We start from the raw sequence: 19,694 nt of genomic DNA on the forward strand, positions 1-19,694 counted from the left end.
GTACTCACCAGCTCATTCAACCTACCCTTAGATAGGGGCAGAGCATTAGGCGATCTCAGCCTCTTCATCCTCCAGCCGGACAGATACCAGCTTCGAGACCCCGCCTTCCTCCATCGTTACCCCGTACAGTACATCCGATTCCTCCATCGTCCCCTTACGGTGGGTAACGACAATGAACTGAGTCTGCTCCGAGAATTCCCGCAAATACTGGGCGAAGCGGACTACGTTCGCTTCATCCAGTGCGGCCTCGACCTCATCAAGAACGCAGAATGGTACTGGCTTGACATGCAAGATGGCGAATAGTAGTGCCATTGCTGTCAGAGCACGCTCTCCACCAGACAGCAGCTGCAGATTTTGCAGCTTCTTGCCTGGAGGCTGCGCTACAATATCAATCCCCGTATCCAGTAGACGCTCCGGATCAAGCAGCACGAGGTCTGCACGACCACCACCAAACAGCTTGGTAAACACGGTGCCGAACTCTCGGCGGATGGCATCAAAGGTCGTCTTGAAACGCTTGGACATCTCTTCATCCATTTCGCGGATGACCTGATACAATGTAGTTTTCGCTTCAATCAGGTCAGACTTCTGCTCATCAAGGAATTGATACCGCTCGTTCACGCGCTGATACTCTTCAATAGCACCCAGATTCACCTCACCCAGTGCAGAGATGCTACGCTTCAGCTTCTGTACCTCTGCCTGCGCTTCCTCAATATTCTCTGGTACAGGATACCGCTGCTTGGCAAGCTCGTAGCTCATCTCATACTCGTCTGCCAGCTTACGAAGAATATTTTCCAGCTCGACATCCAGCCGGTTCACACCAATCTCAGTCTGGCGCAGCTGCTCCTCTATCTCTTTAAGCTGATTGCGTTGATCACGAGTCTCGTTCTCCGCCAGCTCCAGCTTTTTCGATAACTCCGCTCGGGCAGCCCGCTTGAATTCCAGCTTCTCGGCTGTCTCGCTCTTGAGCATACGATAGCGATTCAGATCCTCAATCTGCTTCACGCTCTCCTCGCGATTCTTCTTGAGATCCGCTTCCACAGCTGCAAGCAGAGATCGGTTATTCCTGGCGTCCTTACCAAGACCATCCGCATCCTGCTGCAGTCGGCGCAGCTGCTCCTCCAGCGAGAAGCGCTCCTGGTCAAGCTTACCTTCCCGAACCTTCAGATCGGTGAGTTGGACCTGTAGCTCCTCCTTGGCGGATTCGTTAGCCTTACGGGCGAACTCTGCAGCCTGAATAGCCTGGTGAACCTTCTGCTCCTCTTCTTCGAGTGCTGCGAGCTTCTTCACAGCCTCCTCGCGAGAATGTTCCAGCTGCTTGATCTCCTCCAGAAAGCCTGATTTCTCCTGCCCTGAGATGGCAACCTGCTCCAATACATGGCGGAGCTCATGCTCTATCTGCTTCATCTCCATAGCTGCCTGCTGCTCTTCGCCCCGCTTTACATCGCCAGACTGACGTAACTCGTCCAGACGCTGCTGAGTCTGCTCCATCTCTTGCTTCACATTCTGTATGCTCTGGCGCAGCTTGTCCAGCTGACTATCCGTGCTCTGAATCTCCTGATCCAGCTGATCCAGCTGACGCTTACGACCCAGCAGGTTGGCATTCTTCTTGAACTGGCTTCCGCCTGTCATCGAGCCTCCCGCATTGACCACATCGCCTTCCAGCGTCACGACCCGATAGCGATACTGGCAGCGTGCAGCGATCCGATTCGCATCCTCCAGCGTACGGGCAATAACAACATTCCCAAGCAAGCTTCCAATGATGCCTTCATAGCGTTCATCGTACTGCACCAGCTCCGCGCCGATCCCGACAAAGCCCTCAGCCTCTTCAGCAATTCGCCGCTCGCTAGCCCCAATCTGCCTTGGACGAATAACGTCCATGGGCAGAAAGGTTGCCCGTCCCAGCTGACGTTGCTTCAGGAAAGCGATCGCTTGTCTAGATACCGCCTCATTCTCCATTACAATATGCTGGACGGAAGCACCCAAAGCCGTCTCCATGGCCTGCTCCAACTGCTCTGGCACACGGATAAGCTCAGCTACAGCTCCATGAACTCCATGCAGTGTTCCTTTTCTGGACGCTTTGAGCACTTCCTTTACGCCCAGCATGAAGCCGTCAAAATCATCCTGCATTTCCTTCATCGTATCCCGTCTGGAGATGAGGGCTTCCCGTTTTTGCTCCCATTTTCGTACTGCGCCTTGACTTTCTTCCTGTAGCTTCTGCTGGGACTGGTAACGCTCGCTCTCCTGAATATAACCGGTTCGCAGACTGCTGATCTCGGTCGAGAGCTTGTTGCTGGCTGCCTCAAGGTGTTGCTTGCGTCCTTCCAGCTCGCTCTGCTGTGCCTCCCATTTCCCGGATTCATCCTGCACTCGATTCATCCTACGCTCGGCAGATTCCTTCTGCTGATCCGCATATCGAATCTCATTGCGCGTCTGAGCCATCTGGTTCATCAGCTCCAGCAGGCTTCCCTTCAGACTCTCCTCTTGCTCCTGACTGATTCCGCCAGTTACGCCTATTAACTTGGCTTCCTCCTGCGAGAGCTGCGTACGAAGCTGCTCCAGCTCTTGATTCAGGGATGAGACCTTCTCACGCAGGCTCTCCAACTCCTGCTCACGTTCCAGATTGCGCGTCTCACTTGATTCCAGTGACTGCTGAAGCTGTTCACGATTCGTCTCCAGGTTGCGAAGCCGCTCCTTGAGCAGCTCTCCATAGCCCTCACTTTTCTCGGTCCCCTCACTGTATTGGAGAAGCTCTGCCTGCAACCGCTCCACTTCTTCCTCAAGCTTGCGTAGCTCGGTACGATCGCTCTCCAGCATGGCATCATGTCTAGACACAATCGTGGAGAACTGTAGCTGCTCCTCTTGCAGCTGCTTCAGCCGTTCATTCGCCGCACTCCATGAGGTATGTATGGCCTCAATCTGGTGGACATAGACCGAAATTTCCTTGGATTTCAGTTGGCCTCGGAGCTCCTTGTAATGAATTGCTTTCTCCGATTGCTCCTTCAGCGGACCAATCTGATCCTCAAGCTCGGTTACTAGATCGTGAATACGCAGCAGGTTTTGTTCGGTATCATCAAGCTTGCGCACAGCCTCCCGTTTGCGGGACTTGTATTTCACAATACCTGAGGCTTCCTCAAAGATACCTCTACGGTCCTCTGAACGAGTACTTAGAATCTCCTCGATTCGCCCTTGACCGATTATGGAATAAGCTTCCTTACCAATCCCGGTATCCATGAACAGCTCGGTAATATCCTTCAGACGGCATGCCTGACGATTAATGAAATATTCACTGTCACCGCTGCGGTGGACTCGGCGAGTCACCGTAACCTCACCAAAATCAAGCGGAAGAGCCTGGTCCTCGTTATCAAGCGTCAAGGAGACTTCACCGAAATTCACGGCTTTACGGGCATCACTACCAGCAAAAATGATGTCCTCCATCTTGCCCCCACGCAGGGATTTCGCGCTTTGCTCACCAAGCACCCAACGGATTCCGTCGGAAATATTACTTTTGCCGCTCCCGTTTGGACCGACGACAGCGGTAATGCCACGGACAAACTCCATTTCCGTCTTGTCGGCAAAGGATTTGAATCCTGCCAGCTCAATGCGTTTTAAGAACATGTGTTGATTCACCTCTATTACTGAATATCCGTCAGACAGTTCTACTTTAAATCTATCTAGGTAGCCCGGACGGATGATAATGGCTGTCATAACTATAGCCCAGAATAAGAATAACTAGAGTTGCTTATGACCACACTCGCTACCATACACTTCATGATCGACATCGGACAGTTAGCTCACACCATAAGTCTGTCCACACGTTATTCTGTTAGTATTGTAGCACACGTAATACTTCGGCCTGTGATTATAGCTCGGGCAGAACGAAAAAAGAGCAAAAAGCAGTCCGTTCCATACCTGAGGATATCTATCCTGCGGGCTGCTCTTTGCTCTTGCTTTGTCCTGACAGCATATAATTGCTACAGATCTGATCAAGCCTCGGACAACTTCAGCTTGTTCAAGGCTACTGCTGCCGCCTGCTGCTCGGCTTCCTTCTTGGAACGTCCTGTTCCGGTTCCCAGACGTTCATTATCCATATGAACCTCAGCCACAAATTCGCGCTCATGCGCCGGGCCGCGTTCCTCAACAATTCGGTACTCTAGCACACCCATGTTATGATGCTGTGTCAGCTCCTGTAGCTCGGTCTTGAAATCACTCATCTGCAGCCTTCCATTCAGGACAATCTGAGGGAATATATGCTCATTCAAAAATGAGCGAACCACCTCGAGACCCTGATCCAGATACAGAGCGCCTATAAAAGATTCGAATACGTCAGCGAGCAAAGCCGGGCGGGTCCTCCCGCCGGTGAGCTCCTCCCCTTTGCCCAGTAGAACATATTCACCGAAATTCAGAGCAACTGCGAACTTCACAAGTGAAGGCTCGCATACAATCGCTGCTCTAAGCTTGGTGAGCTCTCCCTCCGGGCGATTAGGGTACTGATGATATAGCTGCTCGGATACAGTCAGCTCCAGGACCGCGTCGCCCAAAAACTCAAGGCGCTCATTATCCTGATGCTGACCAAACCGATGCTCGTTGACGTAAGAGGCGTGCGTGAAGGCCTGTTTTAACAGCTGACGATTGTTAAACTGAATATGAAGTTTCTGCTGTAATTGCTTCAAATCTCCACTCAAGCGGCCTTACCCCTTACGCTTCGAATTTTTTTAGAACCACGGTAGCATTGTGGCCACCAAAGCCAAACGAATTGGACATCACAACATTTAGCTCTGCTTTGCGTGGAACATTCGGTACATAGTCCAGATCACAAGCAGGATCTTGATTGTCCAGATTAATCGTTGGCGGAATCGTCTGATGCTGCAATGCCAGACCACAGATAACTGCTTCCACTCCGCCAGCAGCACCAAGCAAATGACCTGTCATAGACTTGGTTGAGCTGACAGCTACCTTGTATGCATGATCACCCAGTGACTTCTTCACAGCCTCTGTCTCCGACTTGTCACCTACTGGAGTCGAAGTACCGTGTGCATTGATATAGTCGATATCTTCTGGCTGAAGACCCGCATCACGAATAGCCATCTTCATGCAGCGAGCTGCTCCTTCTGGATCTGGCTCCGTCATATGGTGGGCATCTCCAGACAGGCCATAGCCTATAACCTCAGCATAAATGCGAGCTCCACGCTTCTGAGCATGCTCGAGTGATTCCAGAATCAGAACTCCTGCACCTTCACCCATGACAAAACCGTCACGATCCGTATCGAACGGTCTGCTTGCCTTCTCAGGCTCATCATTACGTGTGGACATTGCTCTCATGGAGCAGAAGCCTGCCATCCCTGTAGGACGGATCGTAGCTTCAGCGCCTCCACAGATCATGACATCTGCGTCCCCGCGCTGAATCAGACGGAAGGAATCCCCAATCGCATGACTTCCCGTCGCACATGCCGTGACAGGTGTCGTGTTAGGTCCCTTTGCCCCTAGGGTAATGGACAATTGTCCAGATCCCATATTAGCAATCATCATCGGAATGAAGAATGGGCTAACACGCTTTGGACCTTTCTCCAAGAGCGCATTGTGCTGGTCTTCCCAGGTACCCAAGCCCCCGATTCCCGAGCCGATGGATACGCCCACACGCTCAGCTTCCGCATTACCACCAATCTCGATTCCACTATCCTTCAGAGCCATGGTACCTGCGGCTACAGCGAACTGAACGAAGCGGTCCATCTTGCGGGCATCCTTGCGCTCCATGTAATCCTCTGGATTAAAATCCTTGATGGATGCAGCGATTCTCGTTGTATACTCACTGACATCAAAAGCCTCAACGACGGAGACGCCTGATTTGCCTGCCATCAGATTATCCCATAATGTATTCAAATCCTGGCCAAGTGCAGTGACTACGCCCATTCCTGTTATTACGACTCGTTGTTTCATGATTCACCTCTATGGTTAACTGCAGTCTGTTGTGCAATTGATTATTTTCATCTGATAGCATATATAGAATCAACTAAAGTTAGCAATGCTCCACAACCTACCGGCAATATCCCGATACAAGAGCAGTTCCGCCTTTAGTTCAGCCTGTATCATCCCATCGGAAAGCAATGCAATGAATTAGGAGAAAGTCCCGCCTGAGACAGAACGGGACTTTGGTTTGCTGACTTAGGTCAGCATTTTGCATAATTCGATTAGGAACGCTCCCTAGTTCAAACTATAGGTAAACAGATTCTGCTCAGACTATAGCTTGTCCATTGAAAGCAGCTTATAGGATTTATGCAAAACGCCTAGGTGAGAGATTGTATGTACTTTACAACTTCACCTACAGTTGTAATTTTCTCTGCATCTTCATCAGAGATTTCCATATCAAACTCATCTTCCAATTCCATAACCAATTCTACTACATCAAGAGAATCAGCGCCTAAATCATCTTTAAAAGATGCTTCAAGTGTAACTTCAGCTTCGTCGGCTCCCAAACGGTCTACGACTATGCGTTTTACACGCTCCAATACGTCGGACATCCGGCTCACCTCCTCACCCGTATTATACGAAAATTCGAATTAAAATGCCATAGAAGAGAAGCAGTGCTACTCTTCCGCCCCAAGGGGTACAGGCTACATGTACATGCCACCATCCACATGCAGAGTCTGGCCCGTCATATATGAGGAGGCTTCAGAGGCCAGGAACAGCACCACTGCAGCAATCTCCTCAGGCCGTCCAAGACGGGCCAGCGGAATATCCTTGAGCATATTCTCGCGCAAATCATCCGCAAGCACTTGGGTCATCTCTGTATCAATGAACCCAGGAGCTACGCAATTGACAGTAATTCCACGAGATGATAGCTCACGTGCGGAGGACTTCGTCAAGCCGATTACGCCTGCTTTGGCAGCTACGTAATTCGCCTGACCTGCATTCCCTAGAACGCCTACAACGGAGGAAATGTTGATAATCCGACCCGCACGTTGCTTCATCATCGGCCGTGTGACTGCTTTAAGACAGTTAAACACACCTTTGAGGTTCGTTTCAATAACCTGATCAAATTCTTCCTCTTTCATACGCATAATCAGATTATCTCTCGTAATACCCGCGTTATTCACCAGAATGTCAATGCGGCCCCAGGTGTCAAGCACTTGCTTGATCATCTGTTCCGATTCTTCTGCGCGACCAACATTAGCTTGTACAGTGATCGCTTCAGAGCCATGAGCCCGAATCAGCTCTGCCACCTCAGCTGCCGCCTGTTCACTGCCAGCATAGTTCACTGCTACATGGGCCCCTGCTTCAGCTAATGCCAGTGCGATACTCCGACCGATTCCCCGGGAAGCACCGGTGACCAGTGCAATTTTACCACTTAAAGGCTTGGACATGATTGCTTCCTCCTCGTACCATTGGCTTAATTTAGAGTGTCCTCTCCAGCAGGAACAGTCAATTCCTCTATCGTTGCCTGCAACGCAGCCAGACTGTTCACGTTGAGCAAACGGACTGATTTATCAATCTTTTTAATAAGACCTGTCAGGACGCTGCCTGGACCAAACTCAACAAAGGTGTCTACGCCTTGCGAGATGAGCCAGTTCACACTGTCTTCCCACAATACTGGGGAGTAGACCTGTTCTACCAGCAACTCTTGAATCCGTTGTCCATCCGTTACAGGCTCTGCGGTCACATTCGCAACTACAGGATACTTCGCCTCGCTAAAGGATACCTGTGCAAGTTCCTGTGCCAGCTTCTGGGCCGCTTCCTTCATCATGGAGGAGTGGAACGGACCACTTACCTCCAGCATAATTGCACGCTTGCCTCCAGCTTCCTTCACACGCTCAGCCACAGCAGCTACACCAGCAGTTGTGCCTGACACCACGATCTGGCCAGGACAATTGACATTAGCTAATTCTACCGCACCTGCGGAGGTACTAATCTCCTGACACAGCGTAGCAAGCTTGTCCCGGTCCGCTCCAAGCACCGCTGCCATCGCACCTTGACCTCCAGGTACAGCCTCTTCCATAAAGATACCGCGAGCACGCACCAGAGCAACCGCATCCTCAAAATCAAGCACGCCAGCAGCTACGAGAGCACTGTACTCACCCAGACTGTGACCAGCTACATAATCAGGAGCAATGCCACTTGCCTTGAACGCTTCACAGAACGCCACACTAGCCGTGAGAAGAGCAGGTTGTGTGTTGGAGGTCTGCTTCAGCTCGGACTCAGGTCCCTCGAAGACAAGAGACTGCAAAGAGAATCCCAGTCGCTCGTCTGCCTTCTCAAATAATTCGCGGGCAACCGGAACTGCATCATGAACGTCACGCGCCATCCCCACCGCTTGTGATCCCTGTCCCGGGAATACGAATGCTATTTTACCCATAGTAGTGTACCTCTTTCTAATGCAAAGTCAAAAAGTAGCAGTAAGCTACTTACCATACCAGTACAGAAGCACCCCAAGTAAGTCCTCCGCCAAAACCAACCATCAACACGCGGTCGCCTTCCTTAATCCGACCTTCCTCAGCCGCCTCAACAAGCGCAAGCGGGATGGATGCCGCAGAAGTATTCGCATATTTATCCACGTTAACAACTACCTTCTCTGCTGGTAGCTCCAGACGTTGCATCGCCGATTGAATAATACGAATGTTCGCCTGATGCGGTACGAAGATATCGATATCCTCTTTGGCATAACCAGCTTTCTCCAGTACTACATCTGTTGCAGAGGCCATGACACGCACCGCGAATTTGAACACCTCGCGCCCATTCATATAAATATAATGCAATTTGTTCTCAATCGTCTCCGTTGTAGCAGGCAGACGCGATCCGCCTGCTTCCAGCTTCAGCAAGCCACCGCCTGCGCCTTCTGCACCCAGATCAAAGGACTTGAAGCCTCTTCCTTCGGGAACCTCACCAATGACAACGGCTCCTGCTCCATCTCCGAAGAGGACGCAGGTGTTGCGGTCAGTGTAGTCTGTGATTCGGGACAGGCAGTCAGCACCGATAATCAGCGCATTCTTGTACATCCCCGTCTGAATGAAGCCATTTGCTGTGGCTAGTCCATATACAAAGCCAGAGCAGGCAGCTGACAGATCAAAAGCCGCCGCTCCCTTCGCACCCAGCTTATCCTGCAAAATACATGCTGTAGAAGGGAATGCCATATCCGGTGTAATTGTCGCTACGATAATCAGATCCAGCTCTTCCGCTGTAAGGCCAGCTGACGCAAGTGCTCTCACAGCAGCCTCATACGCCAGATCCGAGGTCGCTTGCTCAGGCGCAGCAATATGACGCTCACGAATACCTGTACGGCTCACAATCCATTCATCACTGGTTTCAACAATTTTCTCAAGGTCGCTATTCGTCAGCACTTTCTCTGGTACGTATTTTCCTGTACCGATAATGCCTACGGATTTTAAATTAGTCATGAAGTCACTCTCTTCCCGCTTATTTCATCAGATATACTGTCCACCAGCTTGTTCTGCAAGGCAATCCGTGCCTGACGTACGGCATTCTTGACAGAATTGGCATCCGCAGAGCCATGCGCCTTCACAACCAGTCCGCTCAAGCCAAGCAGCGGGGCTCCGCCATGCTCAGCGTAATCCAGCCTGTTCTTGATGCCTCTCAGCTCCGGCATGATCAACGCTGCTGCTAGCTTCGTCTTAAGCGATTTGCCGAATTGCTCCTTAAGCAACGAGAAGATCGTCCCTGCAGCTCCCTCAAGCGACTTCAGCATGATATTACCAGCAAAGCCGTCACATACCAATACATCGCAGTTGGCCGACAGAACATCTCGAGCCTCTACATTCCCCACGAAATGTACCGGCAATTGCTCTAGCAAAGGATAAGCAAGCTTGGTGAGCTCATTGCCCTTACCAGCTTCTGTTCCTACATTCAGCAGTCCTACTCGTGGCTTGGGCAAGCCGTGTACTTTGTTACGATACAGACTTCCCATCAGCGCATACTGGGCCAGATGCTCAGGCTTGGCATCCATGTTCGCTCCGAGATCCAACGCCAGTACGCCTACTTCATCCAGCGTAGGAATCATGGGGGCAAGTGCAGGACGCTCAATGCCTTCCATCCGCCCGACAACCAGTAGTCCGGTCGTCATTAGCGCCCCAGTATTTCCCGCTGATATCATGGCGTCAGCCTCGTGCTCCTTCACCATTCTACCTGCAACCACCATCGAAGCATCCTTCTTCCGACGAACCGCACGTACTGGCTCGTCCTCACCTCCAATGACTTCCGAGGCGTGACGTATCGTCAGGTTGGCAGGACGCTCCTTCTCCAGCTTGAGCTGCTCCTCGATGAGCTCCTGATTCCCTACGAGAACAAGCTCTGTATCCTTCCACTCGACAGCTGCTGCAATCGCTCCGGCAACGATCGCCCCGGGGGCATGGTCGCCTCCCATGGCATCAATGGCGATCCGCATGCTAAATTCCTCCTTCAGTATCTTCCACGGTGGAACGATAAATGACGAAGTTCCCCTGAAAGACCATTTCTTCTACTACGTATATGAACACCTCGACCTTGGCCTTCCCCTTCTGTGAAGGATTCGAACGAACATAGGCCTTGGCTATGCATTTCTCACCCAGATGGACAGGACGCACAAAGCGGATATCCGCAGAGGCTGTCAAGGCGATCTCGTCATTGATTACGGCCACTGCAAGCGAGTTAGCCTGAGCGAACACATAGTGACCGCGCGCGATTCCCGTTCTGGAGAAGACATGCTCCTCCTTGATCTCGAATATCGAAATACCGCTGCGATCCAGCTGCAGGTCTACGATATCCCCGATGATCTCATGCAGGGGCAAAGAGCGGACCTGATCATAAGAGCGCTCGGCCATAAGCTTCATGCGTTCACGAAGCTCCGGTATGCCAAGCTCCATGCGGTCCAGACGAATGGTCTGAATACTGACCTTGAGCTGCCTTGTCAATTCCTGGTCCGTAACGAACGGATTATCTTCTATGAGTTGTGTCAGCTGCTGATGTCTTTGTTTTTTGGGCAAACGCTCGATGGCTACTCGCCTCCTTACCTAACGTTACCCCTAGATGGTAACCTTGTATATTCGAACGAATCATAATCGGTGTATGTATCTTATCTATGTACGGACAGTCTGCTCTATGAACTGGCAGCCTGCATTCGATATACTGCCTCTTATTAGAACCTGGTACTAAAGCAACAGTATATCGTATGCCGAGCCAAAAGAAAAGCATGGAGGCAAAAAAAATAGTACCTCACCGTGGTGAAGCACTACTTTCAGATGCATCTTATTGAGAAATAATCTCTCTAGATTTGTACGTTCCACACACTTTGCACACGTGGTGAGCAAGCTTCAATTCTCCGCATTGTTCACATTTCACCATGCCCGGCACAGCCAGTTTAAAGTGAGTACGACGTTTATCGCGACGTGTCTTGGACGTTCTACGTTGAGGTACTGCCATCATTCCCACCTCCTTATCGAAGTCAACCCGTTAGGGGTATTGCTTGTTATCTCATTCAAGACCGGGATTCTAGCACCTGTTCAAGACAGACTCAGCTCCGCAGCCGGTGAATAACTACCTTACATGATGTTGCTGTAATAGACTTACTTGAATAGATTCTTCAATGCAGCAAGTCTTGGGTCCACGCGTGTGTTGTCACAGTCACAGGAGCCCTCATTCCAATCTTGTCCGCAGGTCGGACATAGACCCTTGCAGTCCTCCGAACAGAGCGGAGTGAACGGCAGATGAATCACAAAGGATTCCTCGCAGAAAGGAACCGTGTCGAATGCCTCACCTTCCACAGGGATCGTGGCATCCTCTTCGTCTTCCTCCAGTTCTGCTTCCCCGACTACCGAGCGAAAGCGCTCCTCGAACGGGATGTCCAGATGCTGATGGACAGGCTTCAGACAGCGTGAGCATTGGGTATCCAGCTCAGCCGACAACGTGCCCTTCAATTCCATCAGGCTCTCACCTACTATGCTGGCACTCAAGTCCACCTGCAGCGGAGATACCGCTGTAATGTCCTTGCGATGGGTAATCATGTTCGAGACATCAAGCGTCTCACGAACGATAACCGGGCCATCATGTTGAGCTACTTTGCGAAAATGTAAATGCATAAATATCACCCCAAACAAACAAAAATTATTATACCGACTGAGCCCGATGTTTGTCAACACCTTTTCCTTTACACCCATTCGTACCGCCCGACTGCACAATGATGTACAATGTAAGATACACCAAGAAGGATGGACATGCAAAGATGTAGATACTTCAACAGGGAAGAACACTTCCAGCCGATGTAAACGGACAAGCCGATGGAGCTGTTAGACCGATGGAATTTATCCAAGGAGCCTCGGGCTCTGCATAGTCGAGCCGGGCTATTATCATAGTATACCCTAATTTTGAGGGAGTTGTTTGCTCAATTGAAGACTTTAGGCATTATTGTTGAATATAACCCTATGCATAACGGACATCTGTATCACCTGACAGAGGCCAAAAATAGAACGGGTGCCTCCCGCACCGTGGCGGTCATGAGTGGCCCGTTCCTCCAGCGCGGCGAGCCTGCTATCGTTGACAAATGGGCCCGCACCGAGATGGCGCTCGCTATGGGTGTAGACCTCGTTCTGGAGCTGCCGGTAGCCTATGCGGTGCAGGCAGCCGATTGGTTCGCCTACGGCGCCGTGGCCCTGCTGGAGTCCACGGGCATCGTGGACTGCCTCTGCTTCGGCAGTGAGGCAGGCGACCTGTCGCCGCTACAGGCGCTGGCGACAGCACTGACCGCGGAGCCGGACGCGCTGAAGTCCGGCATCGCGGAGCGATTGGCGGCAGGCTGGAGCTACCCTGCCGCCTATGCAGACGCCGCCTGTGCCCTGGCGGCGGAATGGCCGGACCACGCGGAGCTGTCCGGCATACTTCAGCAGCCCAATAATACTTTAGGGCTGCATTATTTGATGGCGCTGCAGCGGCTCGGCAGCGCCATAGTGCCCTGCACGATCACGCGCAGCGGATCGGGCTATCATGACGCCGTGGCGCGGGAAGGCGAAGCCATCGCGAGCGCCACGGCGATCCGCCGCCTGCTGCTGAGCGGCGGGCCTAATGCAGCGGCACCTTATGTGCCCGGTGCCGTGCTGGATATTCTGCGCCGCGAGTGGGCAGCTGGGCGCGGGCCGCAGCAATGGGATTCATTCAGCGTGCCATTGCTTCACGGACTGATTACGCGCAGCCCCCAGCAACTGGCCGAGCTGCATGAGGTGAACGAGGGTCTGGAGCATCGCCTGCTGAATGGCCTTCACCGACTGGACAGTCCGTCAGTCGAGAGTCTGCTAAGCGCCCTGAAGACCAAGCGATATACACGTACCCGACTTCAGCGTATGCTGACCCATATTTTGCTGAACCACTCCAAGGTACAGCTGGCGCCTACAGAGCTCGCAGCAGGACCTCATTACCTTCGCATACTGGGCTTCAATCAGACTGGAAGAGCCATGCTTAAAGAAATGAAGCAGCGGGCATCCCTCCCGCTGCTTGTTCAAGCGTCCTCTCAATCCCTGCCCCAGCTAGAGCTGGACCTGCAAGCCTCTGCCATTTACAGTGCTGCTATGCGGGAGCCAGAAATCACGCGCATGTATGCCGATTATCTGCGCCCACCAGTCATATCCTGAACGCCCCTGTCCACTAGACTTATGTCCAACAGGGCTTCAAGACTCTGACTTGACGGCTTTGACATCCAGATAATCCAAGGCGTCCTGCAAGGTACGCACGGGCACTAGCTCCATGCGCGTGCCAATAGCCTGCGCTTTGCCGAGTGCAGCCTCATAGTTACCCTCAGGCACGAAGAAGAGATCCGCTCCCTTTCGATCGGCTGCAACAATCTTATGCACGATGCCGCCGATCTCACCTACATTGCCATCCTGATCAATGGTGCCTGTGCCTGCAATCCGATAGCCCTTACTCAGATCCCCCGGCGTGAGCTGGTTATAGATCTCCAATGTGAAGATCAAACCGGCCGATGGCCCGCCTACATTGGTCGAGGCGAAGCTTATCGTGTGATCCGGGTTGTCGGGCTTGATTTTTTGTACCGTTGCCAGGCTTACACCAAGCCCGATCCGTTGCTGTCCAGTATCCGGGTCGGTGATAGGAATTAAGGTCACCTCCCGGGTCAGCACCTCTCCATCCCGAAGCAGCTTGAAGCTCAGTGTATCCCCGGCACGCTTGCCCTCCAGAAGACCCCTTAGCTGTGCATGGTCTTGGATGGCCTTGTCCTCCACCTCCAGCAGCTGATCTCCCGGAAGGAGGTCACGGTCTGCGCCTGGCAGCAGCTTCATGACGACCACATGATTCGGAACAATTTGATATGCTACTCCAGCATGATGATAGGCGGCCTCAATGGCAGAGGATTGCGAGCTATCCATCAGATAGATCTGCTGAGCAGCATACTCAGCCTCACTGCGCCCCTGCAGTCGGCTGTCCTTGTCTTGAATCTCAGCATCCCGATCAAAGGCTGACAGTGCCAGCAGGATGACATTCGCATAGCTGGCCGATACCGTCGTCATCATGAAGCTGCCCGACTCGCTCGGATCGCCATTTTGCACCGTCACCATCGGCTTTACTTCCTCAGCGGTGCCGGGCTTATAGATCAGATACGGAATCGGCATATACACAAGGACATAGGCCAGAATGGCGATGCTAAGCAAATACAGCAGCCAGTATAGCCCGTTGCGTCTATTTTGTTGCATACTCCTCCGCATCCCCTTTCTTTTTTCCCTTGGCATCTATATGACTTCTGGTATGTATTTATTCTGTGACTCATAGACTCCTATTAAGAATAGGGTACAAGCCGGAAGAAGGTGAATCAGCGATATGAAAAATATTATTCAGGCGCGTCCGCGCCTTATATCCACCTTAGCTATCGCTCTAGGTGCAGTCATGGTGCTTACAGGTGTCCTTCTGGCCCCCGAGGAGGTGTTCAAGGCTTCCTCGCAAGGGCTCAAGCTATGGTGGACCATTGTATTCCCAGCTATGCTGCCGTTCTTGATGCTGTCCGAAATGCTCCTGGCTCTAGGCATCGTTCACGGTCTCGGAGTTCTGCTTAGCCCACTTATGCGAAGCTGCTTCCGTCTGCCAGGCCATAGCGGCTGGGTACTGGCGCTGGGTATGATGGCCGGGGCACCCGCTTCCGCTGAAGCGATCAGACAGCTCATGGCCCGCGACGAGCTTGGCGAGACGCAAGCCCGGCTGCTCACGGCATTGACTCATTTCAACAATCCCATGACGATTATCGTGGTCATCGGTACCGGGTTCCTGCACAGTCCTGCTCTCGGCTACCTGCTGCTAGCTGTACATTGGAGCGCCGGGATCACAGCCGCACTGATTCTGCTTCGTGGTCGTAGCAGCTCTAACACTCTAAACAATTCTGCTACATACAAACAATTGACAGACAACAACATAAACAGACATCATGCATCCAGTTCTACTTCAAAAGCAATAGAAGGGCATAGCTATGTTCAGGGCCCCTTCGTTCGAATACGGCTGGGCACTGTGCTGACGGAGATGAGACTCGCCCGCGAGCAGGATGGCCGCAGCTTCGGCAAATTACTGGGTGATACAGTTACGAATGCCGTGCAGACGCTGATGATATCGGGCGGCTTCATTTTATTCTTCGCGGTCATCAGCCAGTTATTCAACCTGTATGTGTCCTCAGGTGCCTTCAGCTATGTATGGCCGGCACTGCTGGAGCTTCACCTCGGCTCATATGCTTTGACCACAGCACTTGGCAATTCTCCACTCGTACTGGCCGGTATCAGCGCCATCTTGGGATGGGGCGGCTTATCGGGCTGGTTCCAGAGCGTTGCCATTACAAGACCCGCAGATCGCGGTAAGCTACTGGCATACACGAGACTATGGCACGGCCTGATCGCTTTTATATTTACCCTCATCCTCTGGGGACCATGGCAGCGTCTTATGCAGCTTGTCCAGCCCGCCTATGGGACGAATCCGCTTCTGGGGCTCACTGACACAAGCACAAGCATAGATATGGCAACAGAGCCGACCATTCCAAGTCTATGGCAGCTCACGGTTGCCCCATGGATGCTGGGCATCTTGATTCTTACAGTGTTACTATTGCTATCAATCACGATGTATGCTAGTCGTCGACTTTTTTCGCGTTGAATTTGTCGTACAAGGCCTCGCCCACCTCTGGAGATACCAGATCCACAATGTTCCCGTTAAAATGAGCAATCTCTTTCACCATGCTGGAGCTAAGGTAGGAGTACTTGGGATTGGTCATCATAAAAATCGTCTCTGCCTCGGGATTCAGCTTGTGGTTGGCTGATGCCAGCTGCAGCTCATATTCAAAATCCGTCACAGAACGAATCCCGCGGACGATGACATGCGCTCCCTTTTGCCTCACATAATTAGCGGTCAGGTCACGAAAGAAATCCACTTCGATATTAGGGATATCCTTCGTCACGGAGCGCAGTAGCTCCATACGCTCCGCTACGGAAAAGAGCGGGTTTTTACTTATATTATTAAGCACCGCCACAATCAATACATCGAACTGTCTGGCAGCACGCTGGATGATATCAAGGTGTCCCATCGTAACAGGATCAAATGTGCCCGGATATACTGCAATTCTTTGTTTGTGTCCCTGTTCAATCATTGTCTGTGTCCTCCTTGACCGACTCTTCGTGCAATATGTAATCGTACACGGATACGGTCGTCTCTCCATATACCGCTTTGCGCAGCTGCTTGAATCTGCCGAATTGCTCCGGGTATTCATAGCCTGTCTCATATTCCAGCACGATGACTGCACCATCTCTCAGCAGAGATAGCTCATGCATCTTGCTCATCAGTTCGTCTCCATTTTTCATGCGATACGGTGGGTCCAAAAAAACGGCATCAAAAACAGTCCCGCGCTTGGCGAGCGCCTTCAAGGCGCGTCCAGCCTCGTTACGGAACACTTCAGCCTGCCCGGCCAGGTCTGTCTTTCGTAGATTCTCCTTGATGACCTCCACACTTTTCGGCTCCAAATCTACAAACACAGCCCGATCCATCCCCCGACTCAGCGCTTCAATTCCAAGTCCTCCACTTCCAGCAAATAAATCCAGGACTACACCACCATCAAAGTAGGGTCCAATGATGCTGAATAGAGCCTCCTTGACTTTATCCGTAGTGGGTCTCGTCCCCATACCAGGGACTGCCTTGAGCGGCCTTCCCTTGGCGCTTCCAGATATGACTCTCACTGATGATTTCACCATTCTCTCTATAGCTTGATATACGATCGCCAGCGACCTTATGCCTGTATCGTATCACATTGCGTCCCGCTTGAAAAATGAAGTCCATGCACGGGTACAATGGATGATCCTGCAGACCGCTAGACAAATTTCCACTTGGAAATGTATAACATCCCCTGCATTGGGCATGCTTGAAATATCGGCATTTAACCGATGCCGTAGACAACCGCGGAGAAGGCTTACGTTTCCCCATAAGCTCTTCGTCCGGTTTCTCCTCTCCCATCGAAGGGCGCTCCGCAAGGGGCGTCCGATTTTTTTTGCCTATACCCATCACACCTCGCGCTTATCCTCCGGCGAGTACAGAATACGCTGGTAATCAGAATCCCTCGTGTCCATGTCCCCCAGATACATTCGCATATGCTCAGGTACTTGCTCATAGGCTGTCTTCAGGCGCTCACGGTTGAACTCACTTGGGAACTCCAGATACAAGTGATAAGCAGCACGACACTCCTCAAGGGATGTCTGCTCACCCTTTAGCTTCTTATACTTGTCCAGGAGCTCCTTATATTTATCTTCCGCTACTTCCGCATACAGCTCCTCTGTGAAGGTGATCTTCCCAAGCTCCGGGATCGAGACAACCAGCGGATAAGCCCCTGTAGTGAACAACGTTCCATCCGCGAACGAAGCCTCTAGGTCTTCAATAGGAATCTCACGCGAATCTGGCAAGCCATAAATATGCACGATTCCATTCTCATACACGACAAGATTGACAAGGTAATTTTCCCCTTGCTCTCTCATGAACATGCAGAAGCCGTCACCCTCAATAGTGCTATAGAACATCTCTTGAATGACAACAAAATCAACTGCCTTCGGGGAAGGACTGATTCTTCGCACTTCCATTAGCTCCCGCTCTCGGGCAGTAATCTCGTAAATATTGCGAAACTCTGGATTCAGTGACCGTACCTTTCCCTCGATGTGCTGGTAGTAGCTATCGTTATCGAATGACCAATCCGCCGTTCCGACGATGAAGGCACCCAGACCATGTAGGGACAGTGTCTCTCCGTCAGGTATATCCGGTCCCAGCCAGTACTCGTCAATCTTTTGCCCCAGTCCCTTTAGATCTACGAGCTCCCAGCAATTCACCATCCCATCCTCATAGATCTGCACCTGGACGAGAAAATGATGATCTGCGTTATGTATAATGCCATGGGTAGTTGTCCCCTCGACCTGCTTCTGTCTTCGAATTCTCTGCATCTGTCTTCACCTCTCTATTGACTACATCTGACATCTGATATTGGACCATATTAACGACAGCTCAGCTGTTGTCCAAGCAAAACACAAGTTTTGTAATATTTTATAGCAAACAACGAAAGGAGCTGCTGTCATGAGCTGCCCAGTAAATCCAATTGTGTGCCCACCTGTGCAAGTTGTAAATCATCTGTTCTACCCACAGGTCATCCCTGTCATTCATCCAATCGAGATCGTTAATGAGTGTCACGCTGTACCGATCTACAATCATCAGTTCCCTGTGTCCGTCACCAATGGTCCTAGCTGCCAAGTCTCCGCGCGCCGCAAAAAATCGCGTCGGCGTTAAGTCTGACGCACACTACACGGCAGGATATCCAACCATCTACAGACAAGCATACTTGCGTACTTTTGAACAGGGACACTCACCATTCAATGGGGCTATAATCAATCTTATCAGCCATTCAGTCTCCGGAGTTCCTGTTTATCCGATAGAGACACATCTAAGCAGGCAGGTCGGCTTCGGGAGCACCCTGGCTGACCTGCCTGCTTAAGTTGGCCTTCTATAATCAAGCTCTATTCCAATCAAAGCCGATGGCTTCAAGCACTGCACGCGTAATAATCATATGCCCTGCTTGATCCGGGTGAACCCTGTCCCATGCCAAAGCAGCCGGATATATGAACTCCCATTGTCGATCAAAAGCCGCTTGCGTATCTACAAGAATGGCCTCCAATTCTTCGGCAATCTCCTTCACAGCGGCTCCGTAAACATCCATCGTAGCACGCATGGGGTCCTCTGTATTCGCTTCCAGATAGTACGGCGTGATCAACACCAACCCTTTCACCGACGAACGCACAGGGGTCAATAGCTCACGCAAGGTGCGCTTGTACTCATCCAGATAGACATGCTGTTCAGGACGTGCGGCAGCATCGAATTGTCTCCATACATCGTTCACACCGATCTTAACAGCTAGCCAATCCGGCTTGAGATCCAGTACATCGTTACTCCAACGTTCCTTGAGGTCACGCACGGTGTTCCCGCTCGTTCCCACATTGGATATACGAATGTTCAGATCCGGATACACCGCTCGGAGCAAAGCATCAATCTGCGCTACATACCCATTGCCAAGAGCCCCGTTTCCTCCCTCGCCAATCGGTCTGGCACGTCCACAATCCGTAATCGAATCGCCAATGAATACCCAACGGTCCTGACTGCTTAACTTCATCCCGGTCCCTCCACCTTGTTCCCTATAATAGTAGTCGAGCTACCTCCATGAT

Annotated in this window: 19 protein-coding genes; 3 read left to right on the top strand and 16 right to left on the bottom strand. The window is 51.6% G+C overall.

Features of this window, described 5'->3' with window-relative positions:
* Window positions 1-45: 45 nt before the first annotated feature.
* The 11 genes from smc to D328_RS0103380 all read right to left on the bottom strand — a co-directional run bounded on the left by smc (window position 46) and on the right by D328_RS0103380 (window position 12,059).
* On the bottom strand, window positions 46-3,615 hold the full coding sequence (gene smc / locus D328_RS0103335; RefSeq protein ID WP_018883537.1) for a chromosome segregation protein SMC: 3,570 nt from the start codon (window positions 3,613-3,615) through the stop codon (window positions 46-48).
* 368 nt (window positions 3,616-3,983) lie between these two features.
* Window positions 3,984-4,682 carry a ribonuclease III gene (rnc, locus tag D328_RS0103340; protein WP_018883538.1) on the bottom strand — a complete coding sequence of 233 codons (699 nt, stop codon included), beginning with the start codon at window positions 4,680-4,682 and terminating at the stop codon, window positions 3,984-3,986.
* Between the two features lie 13 nt (window positions 4,683-4,695).
* Window positions 4,696-5,934, bottom strand: a complete 1,239-nt coding sequence (fabF, locus tag D328_RS0103345) for a beta-ketoacyl-ACP synthase II (RefSeq protein WP_018883539.1) — start codon at window positions 5,932-5,934, stop codon at window positions 4,696-4,698.
* 347 nt (window positions 5,935-6,281) lie between these two features.
* Complete coding sequence (locus D328_RS0103350) at window positions 6,282-6,515, bottom strand: acyl carrier protein (RefSeq protein ID WP_018883540.1); 234 nt, start codon at window positions 6,513-6,515, stop codon at window positions 6,282-6,284.
* 93 nt (window positions 6,516-6,608) lie between these two features.
* Entirely contained in the window at window positions 6,609-7,358 is a 750-nt protein-coding gene (fabG, locus tag D328_RS0103355; protein ID WP_018883541.1) for a 3-oxoacyl-[acyl-carrier-protein] reductase, read from the bottom strand.
* 26 nt (window positions 7,359-7,384) lie between these two features.
* Complete coding sequence (fabD, locus tag D328_RS0103360) at window positions 7,385-8,347, bottom strand: ACP S-malonyltransferase (RefSeq protein WP_018883542.1); 963 nt, start codon at window positions 8,345-8,347, stop codon at window positions 7,385-7,387.
* Window positions 8,348-8,396: 49 nt separating this feature from the next.
* Window positions 8,397-9,386: a beta-ketoacyl-ACP synthase III gene (locus tag D328_RS0103365; protein WP_018883543.1), complete on the bottom strand. Its 990-nt coding sequence runs from the start codon at window positions 9,384-9,386 to the stop codon at window positions 8,397-8,399.
* Entirely contained in the window at window positions 9,383-10,390 is a 1,008-nt protein-coding gene (gene plsX / locus D328_RS0103370; RefSeq protein ID WP_018883544.1) for a phosphate acyltransferase PlsX, read from the bottom strand. The genes D328_RS0103365 and plsX overlap by 4 nt, the downstream gene beginning before the upstream one ends.
* A gap of 1 nt (window position 10,391) precedes the next feature.
* Window positions 10,392-10,967, bottom strand: a complete 576-nt coding sequence (gene fapR, locus D328_RS0103375; protein ID WP_018883545.1) for a transcription factor FapR — start codon at window positions 10,965-10,967, stop codon at window positions 10,392-10,394.
* Window positions 10,968-11,229: 262 nt separating this feature from the next.
* Window positions 11,230-11,403 carry a 50S ribosomal protein L32 gene (rpmF, locus tag D328_RS30550; protein WP_036645943.1) on the bottom strand — a complete coding sequence of 58 codons (174 nt, stop codon included), beginning with the start codon at window positions 11,401-11,403 and terminating at the stop codon, window positions 11,230-11,232.
* Between the two features lie 143 nt (window positions 11,404-11,546).
* Entirely contained in the window at window positions 11,547-12,059 is a 513-nt protein-coding gene (locus D328_RS0103380) for a YceD family protein (RefSeq protein ID WP_018883546.1), read from the bottom strand.
* 306 nt (window positions 12,060-12,365) lie between these two features.
* Here D328_RS0103380 and D328_RS0103385 point away from each other — a divergent pair, with 306 nt between their 5' ends.
* On the top strand, window positions 12,366-13,601 hold the full coding sequence (locus D328_RS0103385) for a nucleotidyltransferase (RefSeq protein WP_018883547.1): 1,236 nt from the start codon (window positions 12,366-12,368) through the stop codon (window positions 13,599-13,601).
* A gap of 36 nt (window positions 13,602-13,637) precedes the next feature.
* On the opposite strand, the gene D328_RS0103390 is transcribed toward D328_RS0103385, so the two are convergent.
* Complete coding sequence (locus D328_RS0103390) at window positions 13,638-14,675, bottom strand: YlbL family protein (RefSeq protein WP_018883548.1); 1,038 nt, start codon at window positions 14,673-14,675, stop codon at window positions 13,638-13,640.
* Between the two features lie 124 nt (window positions 14,676-14,799).
* On the opposite strand from D328_RS0103390, the gene D328_RS0103395 reads away from it, so the two are divergent.
* Complete coding sequence (locus D328_RS0103395) at window positions 14,800-16,107, top strand: hypothetical protein (RefSeq protein WP_018883549.1); 1,308 nt, start codon at window positions 14,800-14,802, stop codon at window positions 16,105-16,107.
* Here the strand turns inward: D328_RS0103395 and coaD are convergent.
* The 3 genes from coaD to D328_RS0103415 all read right to left on the bottom strand — a co-directional run bounded on the left by coaD (window position 16,082) and on the right by D328_RS0103415 (window position 18,425).
* Entirely contained in the window at window positions 16,082-16,597 is a 516-nt protein-coding gene (coaD, locus tag D328_RS0103400) for a pantetheine-phosphate adenylyltransferase (protein WP_018883550.1), read from the bottom strand. The genes D328_RS0103395 and coaD overlap by 26 nt on opposite strands.
* A complete protein-coding gene (gene rsmD / locus D328_RS28285; RefSeq protein ID WP_025679108.1) occupies window positions 16,590-17,180 on the bottom strand; it encodes a 16S rRNA (guanine(966)-N(2))-methyltransferase RsmD in 591 nt (196 codons plus the stop codon). The genes coaD and rsmD overlap by 8 nt, the downstream gene beginning before the upstream one ends.
* Before the next feature lie 321 nt (window positions 17,181-17,501).
* The gene (locus tag D328_RS0103415) at window positions 17,502-18,425 is read right to left on the bottom strand and encodes a DUF7638 domain-containing protein (RefSeq protein WP_018883553.1); all 924 of its coding nucleotides are present in this window, start codon (window positions 18,423-18,425) and stop codon (window positions 17,502-17,504) included.
* A 130-nt stretch (window positions 18,426-18,555) separates the two neighbouring features.
* On the opposite strand from D328_RS0103415, the gene D328_RS30555 reads away from it, so the two are divergent.
* On the top strand, window positions 18,556-18,765 hold the full coding sequence (locus D328_RS30555) for a hypothetical protein (RefSeq protein ID WP_081625205.1): 210 nt from the start codon (window positions 18,556-18,558) through the stop codon (window positions 18,763-18,765).
* 220 nt (window positions 18,766-18,985) lie between these two features.
* Here the strand turns inward: D328_RS30555 and D328_RS0103420 are convergent, their stop codons facing one another.
* Window positions 18,986-19,642: an SGNH/GDSL hydrolase family protein gene (locus tag D328_RS0103420; RefSeq protein ID WP_018883554.1), complete on the bottom strand. Its 657-nt coding sequence runs from the start codon at window positions 19,640-19,642 to the stop codon at window positions 18,986-18,988.
* Between the last annotated feature and the right edge of the window lie 52 nt (window positions 19,643-19,694).

It is taken from the genome of Paenibacillus massiliensis 2301065 = DSM 16942 (genome assembly GCF_000377505.1).
GTDB lineage: Bacteria > Bacillota > Bacilli > Paenibacillales > Paenibacillaceae > Paenibacillus > Paenibacillus massiliensis.

What these genes read in the sequence shown, in the direction of transcription:
- D328_RS30555 (WP_081625205.1), top strand. Translation starts at nt 18,556, where the DNA reads ATGAGCTGCCCAGTAAATCCAATTGTGTGCCCACCTGTGCAAGTTGTA.
- D328_RS0103420 (WP_018883554.1), bottom strand. Translation starts at nt 19,642, where the DNA reads ATGAAGTTAAGCAGTCAGGACCGTTGGGTATTCATTGGCGATTCGATT.
- D328_RS0103415 (WP_018883553.1), bottom strand. Translation starts at nt 18,425, where the DNA reads ATGCAGAGAATTCGAAGACAGAAGCAGGTCGAGGGGACAACTACCCAT.
- plsX (WP_018883544.1), bottom strand. Translation starts at nt 10,390, where the DNA reads ATGCGGATCGCCATTGATGCCATGGGAGGCGACCATGCCCCCGGGGCG.
- fabF (WP_018883539.1), bottom strand. Translation starts at nt 5,934, where the DNA reads ATGAAACAACGAGTCGTAATAACAGGAATGGGCGTAGTCACTGCACTT.
- D328_RS0103380 (WP_018883546.1), bottom strand. Translation starts at nt 12,059, where the DNA reads ATGCATTTACATTTTCGCAAAGTAGCTCAACATGATGGCCCGGTTATC.
- D328_RS0103365 (WP_018883543.1), bottom strand. Translation starts at nt 9,386, where the DNA reads ATGACTAATTTAAAATCCGTAGGCATTATCGGTACAGGAAAATACGTA.
- fabG (WP_018883541.1), bottom strand. Translation starts at nt 7,358, where the DNA reads ATGTCCAAGCCTTTAAGTGGTAAAATTGCACTGGTCACCGGTGCTTCC.
- rpmF (WP_036645943.1), bottom strand. Translation starts at nt 11,403, where the DNA reads ATGGCAGTACCTCAACGTAGAACGTCCAAGACACGTCGCGATAAACGT.
- fabD (WP_018883542.1), bottom strand. Translation starts at nt 8,347, where the DNA reads ATGGGTAAAATAGCATTCGTATTCCCGGGACAGGGATCACAAGCGGTG.
- D328_RS0103395 (WP_018883549.1), top strand. Translation starts at nt 14,800, where the DNA reads ATGAAAAATATTATTCAGGCGCGTCCGCGCCTTATATCCACCTTAGCT.
- D328_RS0103350 (WP_018883540.1), bottom strand. Translation starts at nt 6,515, where the DNA reads ATGTCCGACGTATTGGAGCGTGTAAAACGCATAGTCGTAGACCGTTTG.
- coaD (WP_018883550.1), bottom strand. Translation starts at nt 16,597, where the DNA reads ATGATTGAACAGGGACACAAACAAAGAATTGCAGTATATCCGGGCACA.
- D328_RS0103390 (WP_018883548.1), bottom strand. Translation starts at nt 14,675, where the DNA reads ATGCAACAAAATAGACGCAACGGGCTATACTGGCTGCTGTATTTGCTT.
- smc (WP_018883537.1), bottom strand. Translation starts at nt 3,615, where the DNA reads ATGTTCTTAAAACGCATTGAGCTGGCAGGATTCAAATCCTTTGCCGAC.